The sequence below is a fragment of the Dysgonomonas termitidis genome, from assembly GCF_042654545.1.
Taxonomy (GTDB): Bacteria; Bacteroidota; Bacteroidia; order Bacteroidales; family Dysgonomonadaceae; genus Dysgonomonas; species Dysgonomonas termitidis.
Genome location: NZ_JBHSGN010000084.1, coordinates 14,765 through 37,818, shown reverse-complemented (window position 1 = coordinate 37,818; position 23,054 = coordinate 14,765). Strand labels below are relative to the sequence as shown.

Annotated in this window: 18 protein-coding genes and 1 tRNA gene; all 19 read left to right on the top strand. The window is 39.7% G+C overall.

Annotation, left to right across the window (positions count from 1 at the left end):
• The first annotated feature begins 1 nt into the window (after position 1).
• Complete coding sequence (locus tag ACFO6W_RS14570) at positions 2-718, top strand: hypothetical protein (RefSeq protein WP_379997653.1); 717 nt, start codon at positions 2-4, stop codon at positions 716-718.
• Between the two features lie 157 nt (positions 719-875).
• Positions 876-1,235, top strand: coding sequence for a 50S ribosomal protein L19 (gene rplS / locus ACFO6W_RS14565; protein ID WP_379997651.1), 360 nt, complete (start codon positions 876-878; stop codon positions 1,233-1,235).
• 272 nt (positions 1,236-1,507) lie between these two features.
• Positions 1,508-2,734, top strand: a complete 1,227-nt coding sequence (hflX, locus tag ACFO6W_RS14560) for a GTPase HflX (protein WP_379997649.1) — start codon at positions 1,508-1,510, stop codon at positions 2,732-2,734.
• Entirely contained in the window at positions 2,709-3,569 is an 861-nt protein-coding gene (gene prmC, locus ACFO6W_RS14555; RefSeq protein WP_379997647.1) for a peptide chain release factor N(5)-glutamine methyltransferase, read from the top strand. Before hflX ends, prmC begins: the two co-directional genes overlap by 26 nt.
• Before the next feature lie 69 nt (positions 3,570-3,638).
• Positions 3,639-4,175: a regulatory protein RecX gene (locus ACFO6W_RS14550; protein WP_379997645.1), complete on the top strand. Its 537-nt coding sequence runs from the start codon at positions 3,639-3,641 to the stop codon at positions 4,173-4,175.
• Positions 4,156-4,845, top strand: coding sequence for a ComF family protein (locus tag ACFO6W_RS14545; RefSeq protein WP_379997643.1), 690 nt, complete (start codon positions 4,156-4,158; stop codon positions 4,843-4,845). The genes ACFO6W_RS14550 and ACFO6W_RS14545 overlap by 20 nt, the downstream gene beginning before the upstream one ends.
• A 225-nt stretch (positions 4,846-5,070) precedes the next feature.
• Positions 5,071-7,713, top strand: coding sequence for a glycoside hydrolase family 78 protein (locus ACFO6W_RS14540; protein WP_379997641.1), 2,643 nt, complete (start codon positions 5,071-5,073; stop codon positions 7,711-7,713).
• Between the two features lie 288 nt (positions 7,714-8,001).
• Positions 8,002-9,294, top strand: a complete 1,293-nt coding sequence (locus ACFO6W_RS14535; RefSeq protein ID WP_379997639.1) for a TolC family protein — start codon at positions 8,002-8,004, stop codon at positions 9,292-9,294.
• A 4-nt stretch (positions 9,295-9,298) separates the two neighbouring features.
• A complete protein-coding gene (locus ACFO6W_RS14530) occupies positions 9,299-10,387 on the top strand; it encodes an efflux RND transporter periplasmic adaptor subunit (protein WP_379997637.1) in 1,089 nt (362 codons plus the stop codon).
• A 3-nt stretch (positions 10,388-10,390) separates the two neighbouring features.
• Complete coding sequence (locus ACFO6W_RS14525; RefSeq protein WP_379997635.1) at positions 10,391-13,486, top strand: efflux RND transporter permease subunit; 3,096 nt, start codon at positions 10,391-10,393, stop codon at positions 13,484-13,486.
• Between the two features lie 416 nt (positions 13,487-13,902).
• Positions 13,903-15,594 (top strand): alpha-amylase family glycosyl hydrolase, encoded by a 1,692-nt coding sequence (locus tag ACFO6W_RS14520; protein ID WP_379997633.1) that lies wholly within the window; start codon positions 13,903-13,905, stop codon positions 15,592-15,594.
• A 129-nt stretch (positions 15,595-15,723) separates the two neighbouring features.
• Complete coding sequence (locus ACFO6W_RS14515; protein ID WP_379997631.1) at positions 15,724-16,662, top strand: ribose-phosphate pyrophosphokinase; 939 nt, start codon at positions 15,724-15,726, stop codon at positions 16,660-16,662.
• Between the two features lie 153 nt (positions 16,663-16,815).
• Positions 16,816-17,478, top strand: a complete 663-nt coding sequence (locus ACFO6W_RS14510) for a phosphatidylserine decarboxylase family protein (protein ID WP_379997629.1) — start codon at positions 16,816-16,818, stop codon at positions 17,476-17,478.
• Between the two features lie 8 nt (positions 17,479-17,486).
• The gene (locus ACFO6W_RS14505) at positions 17,487-18,194 is read left to right on the top strand and encodes a CDP-alcohol phosphatidyltransferase family protein (protein WP_379997627.1); all 708 of its coding nucleotides are present in this window, start codon (positions 17,487-17,489) and stop codon (positions 18,192-18,194) included.
• A 115-nt stretch (positions 18,195-18,309) separates the two neighbouring features.
• A tRNA-Ile gene (locus tag ACFO6W_RS14500) sits at positions 18,310-18,383 on the top strand.
• A gap of 435 nt (positions 18,384-18,818) precedes the next feature.
• Positions 18,819-19,535, top strand: coding sequence for a glycosyltransferase family 32 protein (locus tag ACFO6W_RS14495; RefSeq protein ID WP_379997625.1), 717 nt, complete (start codon positions 18,819-18,821; stop codon positions 19,533-19,535).
• Between the two features lie 292 nt (positions 19,536-19,827).
• The gene (locus ACFO6W_RS14490; protein ID WP_379997623.1) at positions 19,828-21,396 is read left to right on the top strand and encodes a vitamin K epoxide reductase family protein; all 1,569 of its coding nucleotides are present in this window, start codon (positions 19,828-19,830) and stop codon (positions 21,394-21,396) included.
• Between the two features lie 101 nt (positions 21,397-21,497).
• Positions 21,498-21,686 carry a bacteriocin gene (locus ACFO6W_RS14485; RefSeq protein ID WP_379997621.1) on the top strand — a complete coding sequence of 63 codons (189 nt, stop codon included), beginning with the start codon at positions 21,498-21,500 and terminating at the stop codon, positions 21,684-21,686.
• Between the two features lie 154 nt (positions 21,687-21,840).
• Positions 21,841-23,016, top strand: coding sequence for a redoxin family protein (locus ACFO6W_RS14480; protein WP_379997619.1), 1,176 nt, complete (start codon positions 21,841-21,843; stop codon positions 23,014-23,016).
• The last annotated feature ends 38 nt before the right edge of the window (positions 23,017-23,054 follow it).

The window sequence follows — 23,054 nt, the reverse complement described above, 5'->3', positions numbered from 1 at the left end:
TATGAAAAAAACTTACACAATTTTACTCATGTTATTTTTCCTGAGTGTTTTTGCATATGATGCATCCGCACAGTTTGTGGTGGCTCAGGATACGATCAGGGGGAGGATCGATTTCAGTCCTCGTTTGGGAGATCTGAATAATACGACAATCGTACCTAACGATTCCGTGTTCTACATGTTTCCTCCTGTTCCGGAGGCGGACCCATGGCGTTATGTAGATTATTACCTGCCGTCGAGGGATACTAAAAGGGGCTATATACAAGGGACTAAACTGATGCGTGTAGATGATTATGATATCGTAGAAGTGGAAAGGCTTTCTTCTCATGGAACGATCTCTTTCAAGAATGATGAGGTACGGGTTCATATTGCGGTGGTAAATGTAACGCCAAAAGACACTTTTATAAAGTCCGGCAACAATGGAGGTTATACCGTAAATGGTAAACCCGCTAAAGGAACCTCGAAGTGGGCCGCACCGAAATTGCGTTACCAGTCTATATCGGTAATGATAAAAGGGAAGAATATCGTTTTTCCTAAAAAAGTTTACGGGCATCTGTTCGAACCTGAAATTGATAATATGGTGGTATATTACAATGAGCAGAAAGATATTGTATATATCGTTGCAAATAACGGAGGAGGAAGTAATTACTATCAGGCTATGTGGCAGGTATCACCGAAAGGAGTGGGCGATGTGTATATATATGATCCCTCGTTAAAATAGGTATTTGTCATATGTTGATGCATTTATACTAAAATAAAGGAAGTAAGACCTTTGCATATTTGCAAAATATATTTATCTTTGCATCCGCTTTGCGTAATCTCTGACGGGAGAGGCTCGTGTATATTGCGTATATTAACAAGAAAACCATCATATAATCATGGATTTAATTAAAGTTGCTGAAGAAGCATTTGCTACAGGAAAAGAGCATCCTAAATTCAAAAGCGGGGATACAGTAACCGTTGCTTACCGTATTAAAGAAGGTAACAAAGAACGTGTTCAGCAGTATCGCGGTGTAGTTATCAAAATCTCGGGACACGGTGAGAAAAAACGTTTCACTGTTCGCAAGATGTCTGATAACGTTGGTGTAGAAAGAATCTTCCCTCTCGAATCTCCATTTATTGACAGCATCACTGTAAATAAAATTGGTAAAGTTCGTCGTGCTAAATTGTATTACCTGCGTGGTCTTACAGGTAAAAAAGCCAGGATCAAAGAAAAAAGAGTTGCAAAGCAAGCTTAATTTCTTATTCTGCCGGTTGCACGGAAAAAGATATAGGAGAGTCTGTCTACAAACAGGCTCTTTTTTTTGTATAGGAATATCCTGATTGTATAAAAAAGTAAACCAATGAAAATATTTAATTATTTCCCTTAATCAAGTTACCGGAGGATAGTTTTCAGATTATTATTCTTTATAGAAGTAATATCTGCTCCTTATCCTAAATTATTTTTATCTTTAATTTTTGTACCGGGTTTTACCGGCTCAGTGCAAATATCATTTTCTAAACAGACTATATGAGAGATTTTATCATATCGGAATCAAAAAATAAAGAGGCCGTACTTGTAGGCCTTATTACACAATACCAGACCGAAGAACAGGTAAACGAATACCTTGACGAGCTGGCATTCCTTGCCGAAACAGCTGGGATTATTCCTGTAAAAAACTTTACCCAGAAACTGGAACATTCCAATCCCGTCACGTTTGTGGGAACCGGAAAGCTACAGGAGATAAAGCAATATATGGAAGATAACGAAATAGACCTCGTAATCTTTGACGATGAACTGTCCCCAAAGCAGATCCGCAATATAGAAAAGGAATTGCAGGTAAAGATCCTGGACCGTACCAGCCTTATTCTGGATATTTTTGCTATGCGCGCACAGACCGCTTATGCAAAGACACAGGTAGAACTGGCGCAATATCAATACCTGTTGCCCCGGCTTACCCGTATGTGGACCCATCTCGACCGTCAGCGGGGCGGAGGGGTGATGATGCGTGGTGTGGGTGAAACCCAGCTGGAAACTGACCGCCGTATCATTCTCAACAAGATCGCTTTACTGAAAGAAGAGTTGAAGAATATCGACAAACAGATGGCATCTCAGCGCAAGAACAGAGGTAAAATGGTGCGCGTAGCCCTTGTGGGATATACCAACGTGGGTAAATCTACCTTGATGAACCTGTTGAGCAAGTCTGATGTTTTTGCAGAGAATAAATTGTTTGCCACGTTGGATACCACGGTGCGCAAAGTGATAATCGACAATCTGCCGTTTCTGTTATCAGATACCGTAGGATTTATCCGTAAGTTGCCGACTCATCTGGTCGAGTCTTTCAAATCGACACTCGATGAAGTCCGTGAAGCAGACCTGCTGGTTCATGTAGTGGATATTTCCCATCCGAACTTTGAGGAGCAGATTGAGGTGGTTAATAAAACGCTTTTGGAGATAGATAAGGAGGAAAAGCCTACTATCCTGGTGTTTAATAAAGTGGATGCTTTTACTTACACACCGAAAGATGAGGATGATCTGACGCCTGCCACAAAAGAGAATATATCACTGGAAGAACTGGAGAAATCATGGATGCACAAGTTGCACGATGATTGCATCTTTATCTCGGCAAAACAAAAGATCAATATCGATGAATTGAAAAAGAAAGTTTACGAACGGGTAAAAGCTATTCATATAGAGCGCTATCCGTATAATGATTTCCTTTTTCAGAAATATGACGATGAAACTAACGATGCGTAAGGTAGTTCCGCACATAAAAGAATCATTGAAAGCGTATTATCCCGAAAGTGAAATTTCGGGATTTACGCGTATTATAACAGAGTATATTACAAAGAAGCCTTATCCGCAGGTATGTGTAGATCCGCCTGTTTTTACACCCGAATTACACGCCCGGATAGATATTATCCTGAACCGGCTGAAGAAATATGAACCGGTACAATATATTATAGAAGAAACGGAATTTTTCGGATTACTGTTTTTTGTTAATCAAAGTGTACTTATTCCCCGTCCTGAAACAGAGGAGCTTGTAGAGCTTATTCTTAATGAAAATAAAGAATCAGGGTTGAGCTTATTGGATATCGGAACAGGCAGTGGGGCTATTGCGGTTGCTTTAGCGAAAAATATGGCTGGAGCTTCGGTTTCGGCATGGGACATTTCGTCTAAAGCATTGGATGTGGCCGTACTTAATTCTAAAGCAAACTCAGCGGATATTTCGTTCAACAGGGTAGATGTGCTGGGTGATTATCCCACAGATAAGAAATATGATATTATTGTCAGCAATCCACCTTATGTATTGGAAAGCGAAAAGGAGCAAATGGAACAGAATGTGCTGGAATATGAACCTCATACAGCTCTCTTTGTGCCCGACAATAACGCACTCTTGTTCTATGAGCGGATAGCTTATATAGCGCTGAATTTATTAACTCCGGACGGAAGGCTTTATTTTGAGATCAATCAGGCAAAAGGTGCAGAGACTGTAAAAATGCTTGAAGAAAAAGGCTTTACAGAGGTTACCTTGTTTCAGGATTTAAGTAAGAAAGACCGGATAGTAAGAGCAAATGTGCCAATGTGTTGATTTGCCTATATACCAATATGGAAATAATGATGAAGTAATGTTCCATCAATTTGTAAATGATAAAAATTCATGAAATCCGATAATCAGGGGAAGAACTCCTCCCCTAAGGAGAGGCCGGGAGGGGTTGTTTCCGAGCCTCAAGCCCTCAATCGTGCAGCAGCTTATTGTTCCAAAGCGGAACGATGCGAGTTCGATGTACGTAAGAAGCTCGTGGCATGGGAATTACCGGATGAAGCTGTTAAACGGATACTTGACCGTCTGAAGAAGGAGCGCTATCTTGATGACGCCCGTTTTGCAGGCAGCTTCATTAATGATAAGCTGAAATTCAATAGATGGGGAAAGACGAAGATCGTTTATGAACTGAGAAAGCGGAATATCCCCGAATCGGTCTACAATCCGATACTGGAAGACCTGTCCGGCGATGAATACGAAAAACAGCTGATGCATATTCTATCCATAAAGGTAAAATCGGTAAAAGCGAAGACAGAATACGATAGAAAGACAAGGCTGATCCGTTTTGCTCTTGGACGGGGATTCTCTATGGATTTGGCAATAAGATGTGTGGACAAATTGCTCGGAGGTGATTATGAGGAATTTATTCCGTGATTTTCTTAATCTCTTTTTCCCTGATCTTTGTGTAGTTTGTAATCAAAGATTAAGTGAAGGTGAAGAACATATCTGTACCGATTGTTTGCTATTATTGCCCAAAACGAATTTTCATTTGCAGCCCGGTAACCGTCTTGAACAATTCTTTGCCGGACGGATACCATTCCGGCAAATAGCAGCCTTCGCTTACTTTATTAAAGGAGGAAGTATTCAAAGCATAATTCATGAACTAAAATATAAGCGTAATCCGGAAATAGGGCGTTTTATCGGTGCATTGTGCGGAGAGAATATCAAAGACAGCGCTTTTATAGCGGATATAGACTATCTGGTTCCGGTTCCCCTGCATCCTAAACGTCAGAAAGAAAGAGGGTACAATCAGTCTCTGGAGATCTGTAAAGGCATATCCGGCATAACAGGCATTCCGGTAGATGATAAAACTCTTATCCGGAAAGTAAATAATAAGTCTCAGACAAAGAATGCCCGGTTCGACAGATGGAAAAATGTAGAAGATATCTTCAGCTTGTCTGAAACTGAAAATTTTGAAGGAAAACATATTTTGCTGGTCGATGATGTAATTACCACGGGTTCTACCCTCGAATCGTGTGCGAAAGAAGTACTGAAATGCAAAGATTGCAGGATTAGTATTTATGCTGTGGGAACAGCAGGCTGACTATTATTATCTATGATTTAGGATGTATTCCTGCCATATTAGTATCTTAATGTGACAGAGAAGGCTTAAGCCCGAAAAGATTTAACATGTATCCTCTATGAAAATATTTTTTCACTTATCTTTAAAGAAAATAGTGTTATGGCGATACGGACATAATATATTGACCGAGACAAAACAAAATCTGATATATACCGGAATATAACCTAAACGATAAAATAAGTAAGAATGAAAACACTCCTATTAGTATTCTCTTTGTTATTCTCATTGCCTGCTCTTTACGCCCGGAAGAGTGATTGCATACCTGAAAACCTTAAATGTGAACATTTAATTAATCCGATCGGCATCGATAGCCAAAGGCCCCGCTTGTCCTGGATGATCAACGATGAACGCCCGGGAGCCATACAGACTGCCTGTCAAATCATTGTAGGAACCGATTCTATTCGTGTTGTAGGTGGATCGGGTGATAGCTGGAACTCTGAAAAGGTGATTTCGCAGAATATATTATTGACCTATTCGGGCAAAGAACTAAAACCTTTTACCCGCTATTATTGGAAAGTCAATATATGGGATAAGGATGGAGTGCAAGCCTCCTCTGCTGTTAGCTGCTTCGAAACCGGTATGATGAATATTTCTAACTGGCAGGGAGCATGGATCGGCGATGGCAGGGATATTAACTATAAGCCCGCTCCCTATTTCCGCAAAGTATTTGAGGCTAAGAAAAATATAAAATCCGCAAGGGCATATATTGCCGTGGCCGGATTATACGAATTATATATCAATGGGGAAAAAATAGGGAATCATAGGTTGGATCCACTCTATACCCGTTTCGACAGACGGAATTTTTATGTTACTTATGATGTGACCAGCCAACTACAGAGCGGAAAAAATGCAATCGGCGTATTGCTTGGCAACGGATGGTACAATCATCAGTCGATGGGCGTATGGGATTTCCACCGGGCTCCGTGGCGTAACAGGCCAGCATTCTGTATGGATCTGCGCATAACATACGAAGACGGTACAGTTGAAACCATCCCGTCTGAAAGGGATTGGAAAACTTCGTCGGGTGCCCTTGTTTTTAATAGTATCTATACAGCCGAGCATTATGATGCCCGTTTGGAACAAAAGGGTTGGAATACTATAGACTTTGATGATTCCGGATGGCATGGCGTAGGTTACAGGGGTGCCCCGTCCCAGAATATAGTATCACAGCAGGTAGAGCCGATCAGAAATGTGGAAACGATACCTGCACAAAGTTTAAACAGGATAAACGATTCTGTTTATGTATTTGACTTTGCCCGGAATATGTCGGGTGTTACCCGGATAAAAATATCGGGAGAAGAGGGGACGATAGTAAGGTTGAAGCACGGGGAACGATTATATGAAAACGGACACGTCGATCTATCGAACATAGATGTCTATCACCGTCCGGTAGATGATTCCGATCCTTTCCAGACGGATATTCTCATATTAAGTGGAAAAGGAGAAGATGAATTTATGGCGAGATTCAACTATAAAGGGTTCCGGTATGTGGAAGTTACCGGAAGTAAACCGATAAAACTCGATCAGCAGAGCCTTACCGCTTACTTTATGCACAGCGATGTTTCGCCAGCGGGAGAAATTAAGACATCGAACGACCTTGTGAACAGGTTGTGGTGGGCAACAAATAATGCATACCTCTCGAACCTGATGGGATATCCTACCGATTGCCCTCAACGGGAGAAAAACGGATGGACGGGCGACGGGCATTTTGCTGTTGAAACGGCTCTGTATAATTATGACGGTATTACGGTTTATGAAAAATGGCTGGCTGACCATCGTGACGAGCAGCAGCCCAACGGCGTATTACCGGATATCATCCCTACTGGAGGCTGGGGATACGGAACCGATAATGGCACTGACTGGACGAGCACGATTGCCATAATTCCATGGAATATTTATTTGTTTTATGGAGACAGTAAGCTGTTAGCCGACTGCTATGAAAATATAAAACGGTATGTGGATTATATAGAACGTACGAGCCCTGAAGGCCTTACATCGTGGGGGAGGGGAGACTGGGTACCTGTTAAGTCCCGCTCATCGAAAGAACTGACATCCTCGGTATATTATTATGTAGATACTAAAATACTGGCCGATGCCGCCCGGCTATTCAATAAACAGGAAGACTATAAATACTATTCTGCGCTGGCCGGAAAAATAAAAGATGCCATCAATACTAAATACCTGAACCGCGAAACAGGCATCTATGCCAGTGGAACTCAGACGGAACAGAGTGTGCCGTTGCAGTGGCGGGTTGTTCCGGATGATATGATAGGAAAGGTGGCTGACAATCTCGCTAAAAAGGTGGCGGAAGCAGGTTTCCATCTGGATGTAGGAGTATTAGGCGCTAAAGCCATCCTGAATGCTTTAAGTGAGAACGGCCATGCCGAAACCGCATACAAAGTAGCAGCGCAGGATACCTACCCTTCGTGGGGCTGGTGGATTGTAAACGGGGCTACGACTTTACTCGAAAACTGGGACCTGAAAGCCAAACGGGATATCTCCGATAATCATATGATGTTTGGGGAAATAGGAGGCTGGTTCTATAAAGGGCTTGGAGGGATATTCCCTGACCCGCAACAGCCCGGATTTAAACATATCGTCCTGCGTCCTAATTTTGTAAGCGGGTTGAACCAATTTGAAGCGAAACATAATTCCCCTTATGGACTGATTGTTTCCAAGTGGGAGCGGAAGAAAAAAAATATAATCTGCAATATGGAAATTCCCGCGAATAGCAGCGCTACTCTTTATCTGCCCGGCAATGTAAAAGGTGAGCGTATTATGAAACTCGGTGCAGGGAAACATTCTTTAAATCTGGAGATGATAAAATAGGTAGTTGAAATATTCACGTACAGGCGCTAAAACGCAAAGAAAAGGCTTCCACTAAAGAGGAATGATATTGAGCGTGGGCAAAACGAATCATAATTCCATCTTTTCTTTTATTCAGAAGTATTCTTTGCGTCTTAGCGCCTTTGTGTGAAGTTCTTTCAAATAATAAAAAGATCATACAATACTTTCTAATCTATTTCTAATGTACCTGTAATCTATATCTAATATACCTCAAAGATGCGTCTAATCTTGGAGGTATATCTTTGCAGCAAAGAATACCAGTTTCACCTAATGAAGAAATATTTATATCTATTGCTGCTTATTTTCAGTGAATTAAACCTTTTTGCCCAAGAGGAGAAGTCAATAAAATTGACTGCCGGGGAGGTTGAGTCATTATTCCTGTCCAACAACCTGCAACTGATTGCAACCCGTTTCGATGTCGACATTGCAGATGCCGCTATAGCACAGGCCAAATTGTGGGACAATCCCAATTTATCTGTCAGTGATGTGAACTTATGGTCTACCAGATCGCAACGGGATGGTGAAAGCGAAGTTATACCCCCGTTGTTCGGTTCGTTTGCAAAAAATACGGAATTCAGCATCGAACTCAGCCAATTGATCCGGACGGCAAATAAAAGAGGAAAACTTGTAAATAGAGAAAAGGTTTCGAAGGAGATAGCATTGCAGGAATTTGAAGAGGTATTGCGCGGACTTAAAGTAGAACTGCGCAAGTCTGTTTACGAAATACAATATTCGCAAGCGTACCTGGCTATATTGATAAATCAGCGGGAATCATTATCCCGGCTTATCGGATCACATAAGAAGCAGGTATCTCAGGGAAATATTGCCAAAAACGAATTACTCCGGCTACAGTCTTCCTTCCTTGAACTGGAGAATGAAATAAACGAAGTCCGCTCTGATCTGAACGGACTGCAAAAAACGCTTAAAGTATTATTGAATGTAGATCCGTTTACAGATATTGAAATAGAAGAAAATAGGAACCCTGAAAAAAGTCCCGACTCTATTTTATTAGCCCGTTTGATCGAGTTGGCCGATGAATCGCGTCCCGATATGAAATTGCATAAACTCCAAACACAATACCACGAAAAATCACTTGCATATGAAAAATCATTAAGAGTTCCCGATTTGACGATCAGCGCGAACTATGACCGGTATGGCGGAGTATGGAAAGATTTTATCGGTTTTGGTGTCAGTATAGACCTGCCTTTTTTCAACCGTAATCAGGGGAATGTCAGAGCTGCGCGTCTAAGCAGGGATCAAAGCCTGTATCTGGCCCGGCAACAACAGAATATTATACAGCACGAAGTCGCTGCATCCTACAACAACTATGTTTATGCTTACGCCTTCTATAAAAAGATAAACGATGACAGTCTGCTCCCTGAGCTGGACAATATGCTCGATACATACACGAAGAACTTACAGAACAGAAACATAAGTATGCTCGAATATATAGACTTTATGGATGCATACAGAGCAAATAAACAAACGGTGCTTACAGCAAAGAAAAAAGTAAGTATGCAGTTTGAGGAGCTACAATATACTGTTGGTACAGAAATAAGATAAAGCTATGATAAAGAAGCAAATAAATAAAGGACTGGGAATATTTTGTATCGTCTTATTATTCTCTTGTTCCGGAAAGACCGGAAGTGAGACAACTCCGGACAAGATAAATAAGGCCTTTTTGCAAAACGTAAAAACAGTAAAGGCCGGATTAAGCAATCAGAACGAAGAACTGGTATTAACCGGGAAAGTAGAATACAATCCTGATAAGGTAATTAACTATGTGTCGCTTGTGAGTGGAATTGCAGACCGCACCTACTTTTCACTGGGTGATAAAGTACAGAAGGGACAGACACTGTTAGATATAAGGAGTTCCGAGCTCAGTTCATTACAGTCAGAATCCATTGTTTCGGAATCGGATGTGAAAATAGCTCAACGGGAACTCCAGACAGCCCGGTCGCTGTATGAAGACAGTATGCTGTCGGAAAAAGAACTACTGGAGGCGCAGGCTAAGCTGAAGCAGGCGCAGGCAGCGTATAACAAAACCCGGAGTGATATTGCTGTACATGGTATAAATAAAGGAAATGGTACTTTTTCTATTAAGGCGCCGATGACCGGCTATATAGTAAATAAGAATGTATCGTCTGGCAGTACGGTGTCGACAGACAGCGAACCCCTGTTTACGGTAGCCGATCTCGGCACGGTATGGATAACGGCCAATGTATATGCCGGCAACCTCCTTTTTGTGAAAGAAGGGATGGATGTAGCTATAACTACACTTTCTTATCCGGGAGAGGTATTCTCCGGGAAGATAAATCAATTGTCGCAGGTTTTTGACCCGGAAGAGAAAGTGTTGAAGGCAAGGATTATCATGTCTAATAAAGAAATGAAGTTCAAACCTGAAATGTCGGTCGTGATTAAATTGAAAAATGAGGCGCATGAGCAGTTTGTGTATGTTCCTTCCGACGCTTTGGTATTTGATGACGACCGCCACTTCGTGGTAGTGGAAGAATCTCCGGATAGCTTTAAAATAAGAGAAGTAAGCCTCCGCGGGCACAATAACAAGACGACATACATTGCATCCGGATTATCGGAAGGCGAGAATGTTGTCGTGAAAAATCAACTGCTGATATATTCAGGCCTTAAAGAGAATTAAATCATGCATAAGTTTGTAGAAAATATCATCGCATTTGCGCTCCGCAATCATATACTCATACTTTTCTTAACTACACTTTTATTTGTCGCGGGCATTGTTTGTTATATACATACCCCTATAGAAGCCTACCCCGATGTAACAAACACCCGCGTACGGATAATTACGCAATGGCCGGGAAGAAGCGCCGAAGAAGTGGAGAAGTTCGTAACTCTTCCTATTATGAAGGAAATGAACACTATTCCCCGCAAAACGGATGTACGCTCCACATCTTTATTCGGCCTGTCGGTAGTCACTGTTATTTTCGAAGACGGGGTGGATGATTTCTTTGCCCAGCAGTATTCATCCAACAGGATGCAGGATCTGGATCTGCCGGAGGGGGCGGACCCATCGATAGAGCCGCCATCCGGTGCCACGGGGGAAATATACAGGTATGTGCTAAAAAGCGACCTGCCTATCCGGGAAGTAGCTGCCATAAACGAGTGGGTAGTGGAACGGGAACTGCTTTCGGTACCCGGAGTAGCCAGTATAGCCAGTTTTGGCGGAGAGGAAAAAATGTTTGAGATAAAGGTAAATCCGGCAGAACTGAATAATTATAACCTGTCTCCCCTTGAGGTTTACGAAGCCGTTTCGAAGAGTAACATCAATGTCGGCGGAGACATTATTCAAAAAGGGAGTCAGGCTTATGTGGTCAGGGGGATAGGTTTGCTGGAGAGTGTGGACGATATTGAAAATATACTGATTGAGGTAAAGGGTGGAACCCCTATCCGGGTGAAGCAGGTGGCAACAGTAGATGTTTCCTCCAAACCGAGGCTGGGACAGGTAGGTCTGGATGACGATGATGATGTGGTACAGGGTATTGTAATAATGCTCAGGGGACAAAATCCAGGTGAAGTGATCGGGCATCTGAAAGAGAAGATTACCGAGTTGAATGACCGCATATTACCTGAGAATGTGAAAATAGAGCCTTTCCTCGACCGTACTACTTTAGTGGATTCTACAGTGCATACAGTTATGAGAAATTTGCTGGAAGGAATTATCTTAGTTTCCATAGTTGTATTTGTATTTCTTTTCAACTGGCGTACAACTGTAATTGTAGCCACTGTGATTCCGTTATCGTTTTTGTTTGCTATCATTATGTTGCGGATACAGGGGTTACCTGCTAACCTGATCTCGATGGGAGCGCTCGATTTTGGTTTATTGCTGGAGGGAACGCTCGTTATCGTAGAAATCATATTTGTAGCGATGGAGAAACGGTCGAAAGAGCTAGGGCAGCGCTTCACTAAAATATCGAAAAGCGGACTTATAAAGAAAAGCGCGGGGAGTGTGGCGTCCCACATCTTTTTTGCACAGGTTATCCTTGTAGTAGCATTATTCCCTATATTTTCGTTTCAGAAAGTAGAAGGCAAGATGTTCTCTCCATTGGCTTTCACGCTCGGGTATGCTCTATTGGGCTCTCTGATTCTTTCGCTTACTTATGTGCCGGTCATGTGTAAGATATTATTGAATAAACCAGTTGAGGAGAAAACGAATTTTATCAGCAGGTTTTTCACATCTGCCTTACATAAAGTGTATTTGTTCAGTTCCCGGTACCGCAAAGGCGCAATTATAACTTTCTGCCTGCTGCTAACAGTTTGTGTCGTTCGCATGTGTTTCTGGGGCACCGAGTTTATACCCAGTATGAACGAGGGAGCGATCTATATACGTGCAACATTGCCAAATAGTGTAAATCTTGATGAATCGGTGCGGACAACCAAAGAAATGAAGCAAAAACTCCGCCGGTTTGATGAAATAGAATTTATCTTGTCGCAGACCGGCCGGCCTAACGACGGAACAGATGCTACCGGTTTTTTTAATATAGAATTCCATGCGCAACTTAAACCTGAAAAAGAATGGAAGAGAAAAATCAAAAAGGATGAGCTGTTGGCTGAGATCAAGGATTCACTCGATATATATCCGGGCATCATACTGGCATTCAGCCAGCCGATCCAGGACAATGTAGAAGAATATGTGGCCGGCGTGAAAAGCTCTCTGGTAATCAAAATATTCGGTTCCGATCTTTCCCAGATGGAAGGCCTGGCCGACCAGACTGCCGCTGCCATAAAAAATGTGAGGGGAGTGGAGGATGTAAATGTTTTCAGGAGTGTAGGATTACCCGAGCTACAGATAAAGCTCGAAGAATCGCGGATGGCCCGTTATGCGGTATCTATGGCTGATGCGCAGGCCGTAGTGGAAATGGCTATCGGGGGGAAAGCCGCTACAACGTTTTATGAAGGCGAGCGCACATTCGATGTCCGGATACGTTTTCAGAAAGAATACAGGGATAATGAAGATAAAATAGGGAATATTCTTATCCCGACAATGGATGGCAAATATGTCCCCTTAAAAGAGATAGCCGATATCCGGTTTATTACAGGCCCGACGTTTATCTACCGTGAAGGCAGCAGCCGGTATGTGGGTATAGGATTCAGTATCCGCGACCGCGATTTAGGGTCTGCCATTGCCGAAGCTCAGAAAAAAGTAAGTGAAAGTGTAACGCTTAAGACTGAAAACAAAATGGTCTGGGCCGGAGAATTTGAAAGCCAGCAACGGGCTACGGCAAGATTGGCGGTTATCATTCCTGCCGTGTTGCTTCTTATCCTTTTCTTGCTCTACCTTAACTTTGGGACGGTCAAGGACACGCTTATCGCGGCAAGCGCCATACCTTACGCCTTTATCGGAGGATTCATTTCTTTGTGGGTTACAGGCACGGTATTCGGTATATCGGCAGGGATAGGGTTTATTATCCTGTTTGGTATCACGGCTATAGATAGTATATTATTGATTACCCTGATGAAAACCCGTATGCAGCGTACCCGGAACCTGCGGTTGGCAATCGACGATGCTGTGAAAAGCCGTATCAGGCCTGTACTGATGATTGCGCTGATGGGCTCGATGGGGTTATTCCCTGCCGCGCTATCTCAGGGTATGGGCTCCGAGATTCAAAGACCGCTGGCAATAATGATAGTAGGAGGGATTCTTATTTGTATGATTTTATCTTTTACGGTGTTGCCGCAGGTATTTTATTTCGCATACAGGAGGGATAAGCGATTGAAGGATTGATAATGAGTGTGAATAATTTCCGGAAACTTTATCTATATAATTAGAGCTAATAGCCTTTGGCTGTTAGCTTATAGTTCTTTGAAGTGCTGATTAAAGTAGTTACGAGTTACTTCGCCCTGCGGGCAGTTACGAGTTACAAGTAAACAAGATACAAGTTGTTAACTGATGACTGTTTACTGTTAACTGATATACCTTTTACCTTTTAGCTATTAATGGTTAACAAAAGTAAAATCGATAGAATAAAAACAGTGAAAAATGTGTCAGAAGTGTCAGGTTTTAACATTATGCAGTTAACAAATGTGAAGTTGAATGATAATTATTGCTGCCAATTTTCGTGCGTTTACAATACCAATTTGCTGTAAACATGATATTATTCGAGAAATATTTCGGATATTTGTATTTCAAAATACACATAAATGAAGGAAAAACTATTTATTTATCAGGTACTTCCCAGACTATTCGGCAATAATAACAACTTAAATAAAGAGAATGGAACTCTGGAAGAAAACGGAGCCGGCAAACTTTCCGCCTTCGACAATAAGGCGCTGAAAGAAATAAAAAAAATGGGATTTACCCATATATGGTACACAGGAATACTGGAACATGCCTCTAAAACTGATTACTCCGCATACAATATCCCTAAAGACAATCCCGACGTAGTAAAAGGTAATGCCGGGTCTCCTTATGCAATACGCGACTATTATGATGTGTCGCCCGATCTTGCAGATGTGGTTGAAAACAGGGTAGCAGAGTTTGAAGAACTGGTAGACAGAACTCACGGGAACGGGATGAGGGTAATAATAGATTTTGTACCCAACCATGTTGCGCGCCAATACCATTCGGATGCCAAGCCGAATAAAGTAAAGGACTTCGGAGAGGACGACGATCCAACAATCGCATTCGACCCTGACAATAACTTTTACTATATACCAAATCAAAAACTGGAATTGCAGTTCCCTGTCCAGCAGGGCGACGCCGCTTATATCGAATATCCGGCAAAAGCCACGGGAAACGACTGTTTTACAAATAAACCCGGGATAAACGACTGGTATGAAACCGTAAAACTGAATTACGGAGTGGATTATAATCATGGCAAAACGAACTGTTTTATGCCAGTGCCTGACACATGGCTGAAGATGCGGGATATACTATTGTACTGGACATCGAAAGGTATCGACGGGTTCCGCTGCGATATGGCCGAAATGGTACCTGTAGAATTCTGGAACTGGGTGATACCTAAAGTCAAGGCTAAGAACAAATCGCTTATATTCATTGCCGAGGTGTACAATCCTGCGCAGTATCACAATTATGTGCACTGGGGATTATTCGACTACCTGTACGATAAAGTTGACTTGTACGACACGCTTCGCGATATCACATGCGGATATAAACCGGCGTCCGAAATTACTTTCTGCTGGCAACGTATCGGGGAATTACAGCCCAAAATGCTGAACTTCCTGGAAAACCACGATGAGCAGCGCATAGCATCTGATTTTTTTGCCGGAGACGCATTTAAAGCTATTCCGGGAATGATCACGGCAGCTACAATGCATACCAATCCGGTAATGATATATTTCGGGCAAGAGTTAGGTGAGCGTGGAATGGATAAAGAGGGTTTCAGCGGAATAGACGGGCGAACCACCATCTTCGATTACTGGTCGGTAGATTCTGTGCGGACCTGGAGAAATAACGGCTCCTTTGGAAATGAAAACCTGACACAGGAACAGATAAAGTTACGCAAGTTCTATCTTCAGCTGATACAAATAGCGAAAGAAGAAGAGAGTATCAATTCCGGTAAATTCTTCGACCTGATGTATCATAACTATGAAAATCCGGGATTTGATTCCGCCAAGCAATATGCGTTCCTTCGTTCGGGTAAAAAAGAATTTATACTGGTAGTCGCTAATTTTGCGCCGTATGCATCGGAAGTATCGGTACATATTCCATTAGATGCGTTCGACTATATAGGCATTGAACCACAGAGAATAAAAAGCGCAAAGGAGCTATTCTCAAAGAAGAATATACCCTTAAGTTCCCGCTGGGATAAAGCCTTGTATATTAATATGGAAGCCTATTCCGGGAAAATAATCAGGTTCTCTGCAGGATAATAAGTAACTGTAAGATCTGTTTTCGGCAAAATTTAAACAATTACTAATCGCTAGAGTGATTTGTTTTTGCTAATTTTACAGCCTATAACAAAACAATAACCTATAATTATCAAAAAGATTAACGAAACAATGGAAAGTAGTGTGCCTTTCAAGATTTTCTCGGGAACAAAATCCCGTTATTTAGCTGAAAAAATATGTACAAGCCTGGGTTGCCCTCTTGGCAAAATGAATATCGAACGCTTCGCTGACGGCGAATTTTCTGTCTCTTATGAGGAGTCGATCAGGGGTTGTCAGGTATTTCTTGTACAATCCACATTTCCATCTTCGGATAATCTTATGGAGTTGTTATTGATGATAGATGCGGCCAAAAGAGCTTCTGCGCATTCTATTATCGCGGTTATTCCTTATTTCGGATGGGCAAGGCAAGACCGTAAAGACAAGCCCCGCGTATCCATAGGGGCCAAGCTTATTGCCGACATGCTTGCCGCGTCAGGCATAAACAGACTGATTACTATGGATTTGCACGCAGACCAGATTCAGGGATTTTTCAATGTACCTGTCGACCACTTATACGCCTCGGCCATATTTGTAGATTACATCAAAACATTGGACCGCGAAAACCTTGTTATTGCGACTCCCGATGTAGGAGGTACTAAGCGTGCCAGTTCATATGCCAAATATTTCGGCATGCCTATGGTTATTTGCTATAAACTGCGTAAAAAGGCGAATGAAATATCGGAAATGCAGATCATCGGAGATGTTGCAGGCATGGATGTCTTGCTTGTGGACGATATTGTGGATACAGCGGGAACGATTACCAAAGCCGCAGATATTATGATAGCCAGCGGAGCGCGTTCGGTACGTGCCATAGCCAGCCATGCCGTAATGTCAGATCCTGCATCGGAACGTGTCGACCTGTCCGGACTTACCGAAATGGTATTCACCGATAGTATCCCTTATTCCAAGAAATGCGAAAAAGTTGTTATCTTATCAGTGGCAGATGTCTTCGCTAATGCTATACGGCGTGTGCTCTCGAACGAGTCTATCAGTTCCTTATATGTGTTATAATCACCTTAAGGCTGATTAATAAATCTTAAAAGAAAGAGAGATTGCCTGATCTCTCTTTTTGTTTGCCCCAAAATTCGGATAGCAAATTTGTATATATCATCAAATAAAGATACTTTTGCAACTTACAATAAAATTGTTTTACAAAATACAGTAATGAAAGTTCATCACGAAGGGCGCGGCGTTTTAACAACATACCTTATCATACTGGTTCTGCTAAATGGAGCTTTGTGGTATTTTTTTCATCATTCCGTTCTATCTTATCTTGTGGGGGGGGTATCTCTCGTTCTCTTCCTTATTGTATTAAACTTTTACAGGAGCCCATACCGCCGCTTTTCCGGCAATACGGATGATATTGTCGTCGCTTCGGCCGACGGGAAGATTGTCGCTATAGAAGAGGTGTATGAAGGTGAATTTTTCAAAGACAAGCGAATTATTGTTTCCATATTCATGTCACCGTTCAATGTTCATGCAAACTGGTATCCGATAAATGGAAAAGTACTGATGTCCAAGCACCATGACGGACGCTTTATGGCTGCCTATCTCCCAAAATCGAGTACGGAAAATGAACGCTCGACTGTAGTAATGGAAACCGAAGACGGGCGTCACCAGATACTTCTGCGCCAAGTTGCCGGAGCTATGGCCCGACGCATTGTTACATATGCCCAGGTCGGAGAAGTGGCCCATATCGACGAGCATTTAGGCTTCATTAAGCTAGGCTCCCGAGTGGATGTATATCTGCCTTTAGGGGCAGAAATATTAGTAGAAATGGATCAGAAGGTAACAGGTAATCAGACAGTTATAGCTAAATTCAAATAATAGCACATATGAAAAGACATATACCTAATGTATTTACTTCCTTCAATTTATTTTCCGGTTGTATTGCCACAGTGATGGCCTTCCAGGGAGAATACACATGGGTTGTTGTATGGGTTATAATCGCGGCTTTCTTCGATTTCTGCGACGGTTTTTCAGCCCGCTTATTGAAAGCTTATTCTCCGATGGGCAAGGAGTTGGATTCACTTGCCGATATGGTGAGTTTCGGGGTAGCGCCAAGTATGGCTGTATTTCATTTTTTATCTCAGAATACGATCCGCATTTCACAGAATCCGGCCATTATAGAATATTTGCCATATATAGCGTTTTTACTGGCCGTCTTCTCCGGTTTGAGGTTAGCCAAATTTAATATAGACAAGCGTCAGTCAGACTCTTTTATCGGCCTGAATACGCCCGCAAATGCCATGTTCTGGGTCAGCTTCTGTTATGGCCTGACACACGATGCCCCAATGGTAACAGCCTTGTTGATGTACACAGTCCTGGCAGCTATATTGGTTTTCTCCTCATTGATGGTATCAGAAATCCCGATGTTTTCACTGAAAGTAAAGAGTATAAAGTTTAAGGGAAATGAGTACCGCTACTTTCTTATAATATTTATGATCGCTCTGGTCGCGTATATCGGAATATTAGGAATTGCGGGAGGGATATTGTTATATATAGCTATGTCAATCATTAACAGCCGGAAACAAGCGGAATAAGGCTGTGGCATTTATCTTAGATGTATTTTTCATCGCATTTTTTGCTGAAAAGTTTGCTGGTTTCAGCAAAAAGCAGTAATATTGCAACCGATTTCGGGATAACCGCCGAAAATCAGGTCCTATAGCTCAGTTGGTTAGAGCATCTGACTCATAATCAGGGGGTCCCTGGTTCAAGCCCAGGTGGGACCACTTAAAAATAAAGCAGTTAAGTATATTTTACTTAGCTGCTTTTTTTATTTGCACCACAAATTTGCACCACAGTTTTAAAAGTGCATTATTTGGAGATGGTGGTATTCCTTTCCTGTTTCTAAAAGATATGAGGGCAGGAGATGTAATCGTTAAAAAAAGCTATACTGTTAATTTTATTTGGATTTTCTGTAAATATTATATAAATAATACATAAATTAGCAACTGAATTTTTGAAAATAATAGGGATATATTTTCAAAAACGTAAAAATATATGCTGGGATAAGAATCCTGAAAATTTAGATAATCAATAAATTGCTTTTACTACTCAATAATGTTTAATATTTAGAGAGTATTATGCATGTCAATATTATATTATCCATATTCTTAAATGAGATATTTTATGTAAATAATCATAAAATTAATTTAATTAAAAAAATGAAAATACCAAAAGTGATACATCAAATATGGGGTGGAAGTAAGCCTTTACCTAGTTATTTTAAAGATTTTAGTAGAACTTGGCAGGAAATGAATCCCTCATGGAAATATGAATTTTGGGATGATGATCGAATCATTTCTCTTGTAGAGGAAAAGTATCCAAAGTATTTGCAAATGTTTAAGTCTTTTCCGTACAATATGCAGCGTTGGGATACTGTACGTTATTTTATATTAGATCAGATCGGTGGATTATATGCAGACTTCGATTCTGAATGTTTAATGCCAATTGATGATTTGTTAATAGACAAAACATTTTGCGCTTCGTTAGAACCGGAAGAGTATGCTATAAGAAATGGAAAAGAGGTTTATCTGAGTACTGCTATAATGGGTTCAGTACCTCACCACCCTTTCGTCCAACTAATGATTGAAAATATTTTCAAACTTTCTTTCGAAAATGGGTTATTTAAGGCGAATTTAAATGATAAAACTATGGATGTTGTTAATTCCACAGGACCATTAATGTTGACTGCAACATATGAACAATATCAAGATAAATGTTCTGTTCACTTAATTTCAATGGATTACATTGCAGCCTATACAAACGACGAGACTCGGGCAATGTTATACGGGTTTGAATCTGAAATCCTTGAAAGAAGGATAGAAAAAGCATATGCTGTTCATTATTTTTTTAATAATTGGATGACAGGAGACGACTAAAAGAATCAACATTTTAAAAGTAATAACTATTTAATATCATTTCCAGGAATGAGTATCCATCTGATTGACTGTAAATTATATCACCACTCTAAAGATGGATGAATTATATAAAAATATGTATAAATTGTATCTAATTTATTATCCGTATTTTTCTAAATCTATCAAAATAACATTCGTATGCTGAGAATAATTTATTTAACGAAGCAATTGTATTGTTAATTTAAATATTAAGTTTGCTATTTTTTAAGTTTAATGACTATCACAAATAAGCTAATTACAATTAAATACTACTATGAATCTACTAAATAAAAAAAAACAGAATGTTTTTGTATCATTTCTTGAATTGTTGAAAGTCAAACACACGAAAAACTTTTCCAATAAATATTTTAATGAGCACCCTCATAAATATAACTTATTCGGACTATCTAAAATGTTATCTGATTATGGGGTAGAAAATGCTGCTACAAAAATCGAGGATAAAGAAAATAATATTCAAAACATTGAAACCCCGTTTATTGCATATACAGGGAGTGACTTTATTCCGGTATATAAAATAACCCATGACAGTGTGTCTTATATATCAAAAAATGGAAACGTATCCATTCCTACTAAAGATTTCTGCGAATTTTGGACAGGCATAACCTTGTTCGCTGAGCCTAGTAGTACATCGGCAGAGCCCAATTATAAGGAAAATAGAAGAAAAGAATTGTTCGGATTTATTCAAAAGATATTTCTTTTATCTTCTATTTTCATAATATTTCTATTGACATATATCTCAAAATCATTTTATTCTAATTTAGGATTGACAATAGGATTATTCGTTAATTTTTCAGGAATATATATAGGTTATCTATTAGTTCAAAAACAAATGCATATTCATAGTGAATATGCGGATAAAATATGTTCACTCTTCAAGCAAAGCGATTGTAATGATGTGTTGGAGTCTAAAGCGGCTAAACTTTTCGGACTGATTGGGTGGAGTGAGATCGGGTTAGGGTATTTCATATCCAACACCCTTATATTATTATTCCTTTCTCAATTCATATCTTATTTGGCTCTCATAAATATATGTGCTTTACCATATAGTCTTTGGAGTATATGGTATCAAAAAAATAAAGCAAAACAGTGGTGCCCATTATGTCTGATTGTACAGGGATTGCTGTGGGCGATATTTATTGTTAACTTAACGTTTGGATTTATTCAAATGCCGATTCTTAATACAACAAATATACTAATTGTTGCTTGCCTGTATCTTATACCATTATTGGCGATTAATATACTCATCCCTCAATTGAGTGGGGAAGGGAAAATGGAGCAAATAATACAAGAAATAAATAGTATAAAAGCAAATGAAGATATTTTTCTCACATTATTAAACAAACAATCCTATTACGATGTCGATAAATCAATTTCAAATATCATTCTAGGCAATCCCAATGGTAATATTTTAATTACAGTTTTCACAAACCCGCATTGTAACCCTTGTGCTGAAATGCATAGCCGGATAGAAAAAATTCTAAAACAAACAGATCAGTTGTGCATACAATATATATTTTCCTCATTCGATAAAAGCCTTGATTTGAGCAATAAATTTCTTATGGCAGTTTACCTAAACAATAGTCAAGAAAAAGCAAGAAAAATATATTCGGAATGGTTTTCCAAAGGGAAATTTGCAAAAGAGAGTTTCTTTCAAGTGTATGAAATGAATATTTTCGATGAGAAAGTAGAAATGGAGTTTCAAAAACATGAGGCGTGGAAAAAGCAGACAGGACTGCGGGCTACGCCAACCATTCTTGTAAACGGGTACAGGTTACCCGATAATTATAAAATAGAAGATATCCGATTTTTCTCAGAACTTTAGATGTTAACTCTAAATATCTATTGCCAAGTTGTAGGGTAATAGGCGATAGACTGATCATTTATTGTAATCTTTCTACAGCATTAATTCTAATTTCATTTATTATGAAAAAAATCAGTTTAAAAGGAATTTCCTCAATTCTTAGCGATAAAGAGTTAAAGAATATAATGGGGGGAAGTGGTCAAAGTTGCGGTGTTACAATCTGCAAATCTGCATCTGATTGTTGGAGTGGATGTTCCGTTTGTAAAGATCTTCCTAACTGGGGTGGAACAAAAACATGTTATAATTATTAAAGTACGGAACGTGTATAGTTCATTATCAAAAGTAAAATTAAGTTTCAGTGAATTGAATATTTGAAATTACTTTCGATACAGATAAAACCCAAAAAAGGAGCTGTCTCACTTTTGGAGACAGCTTCATTCTATATCTTTAACTTATAATGTTAATATGAAAACTTATTATTTTACAGTTCTGTTATTAATCTTTTTCCCTCTAGTTTGTCTCAAATCTCAAAATAGAAACTTATTTACCATTAATGGAGAAATTAAAGATAAAAATAAGGGTGAGGTTGTTTTATCATATCGTGTTTTTGCCAATAATAAATATGAAACAATAAGCGACACAACACAGCTTATGAATGGACTTTTTTCTATGATTGGCAATATATCTGAACCTGTAAAGGCTGACTTAATTATAGACAATACAAGTTTTTCATTCTATATTGATCCTGTCAAAATGAATTTAGTCATAGATAGTAATAAAATAACTATTGTCGGAGGGAAAACTCAGGATAACTATGAGTCATTGAATAAGGTTATTGAAAACATTCTCAGGAAAGAGGCTTGTTTAGAGAAACAATTTTCAATGTTAGAGAAATTATCAGAAAAAATATCAGATTCAGATAGTATTAATATCGAAAAAGACAAAATAAGGAGCATAAAAGATTCTTTAAACAACGAAAAAGGCAAGCAATATATTTTATTTATGAATTCTAACAAGGACTCCTATATTTGCTTAGATTTGCTTGTAGACGTATATCAAAGAGATTTGCTCACACTCAATGAAGCACGTGATCTTTTCAATTCACTTTCAATTCAAATCAGAAATACTGCATTAGGCAATAAAGTAAATAAGCATTTGAGTAAATACGAAAACACTTCTTTAGGTGCAACAGCACCGGACTTTAGTGCTAAAGACATAAATAACAAAAATATAACATTGTCTCAATTTCGAGGAAATAAGTTTGTCCTATTGGATTTCTGGGCTACATGGTGCGGTCCATGTATACAGGGAATCCCTGCCCTTAGAAATATTAACAAAATGTATAGTGACAAAGGATTAGTGATAATATCTATTTCATGTGATTTTGATAAAGGTGCTTGGTTGTCCGGTGTCGAAAAATTTAAGTTAAATGATTGGATTAATCTTTTTCATGTTTGCGATTTAGATTCTTGGATGCAAGGTAAAATCAATGATGAAGATATTGCAGAGAAATATCCTACGATGGGTATCCCTCGATATTATTTGATTGATAAGAAAGGAAAAATTGTTGGAAGATGGCTAGGATATAGTGAAGAAAATGAAAAAGAATTACAAATGTTGCTTCATAAAGTTGTTCTTTGAAATAAAAATAGATTTTAATTCTAAATGTGATCTAACGT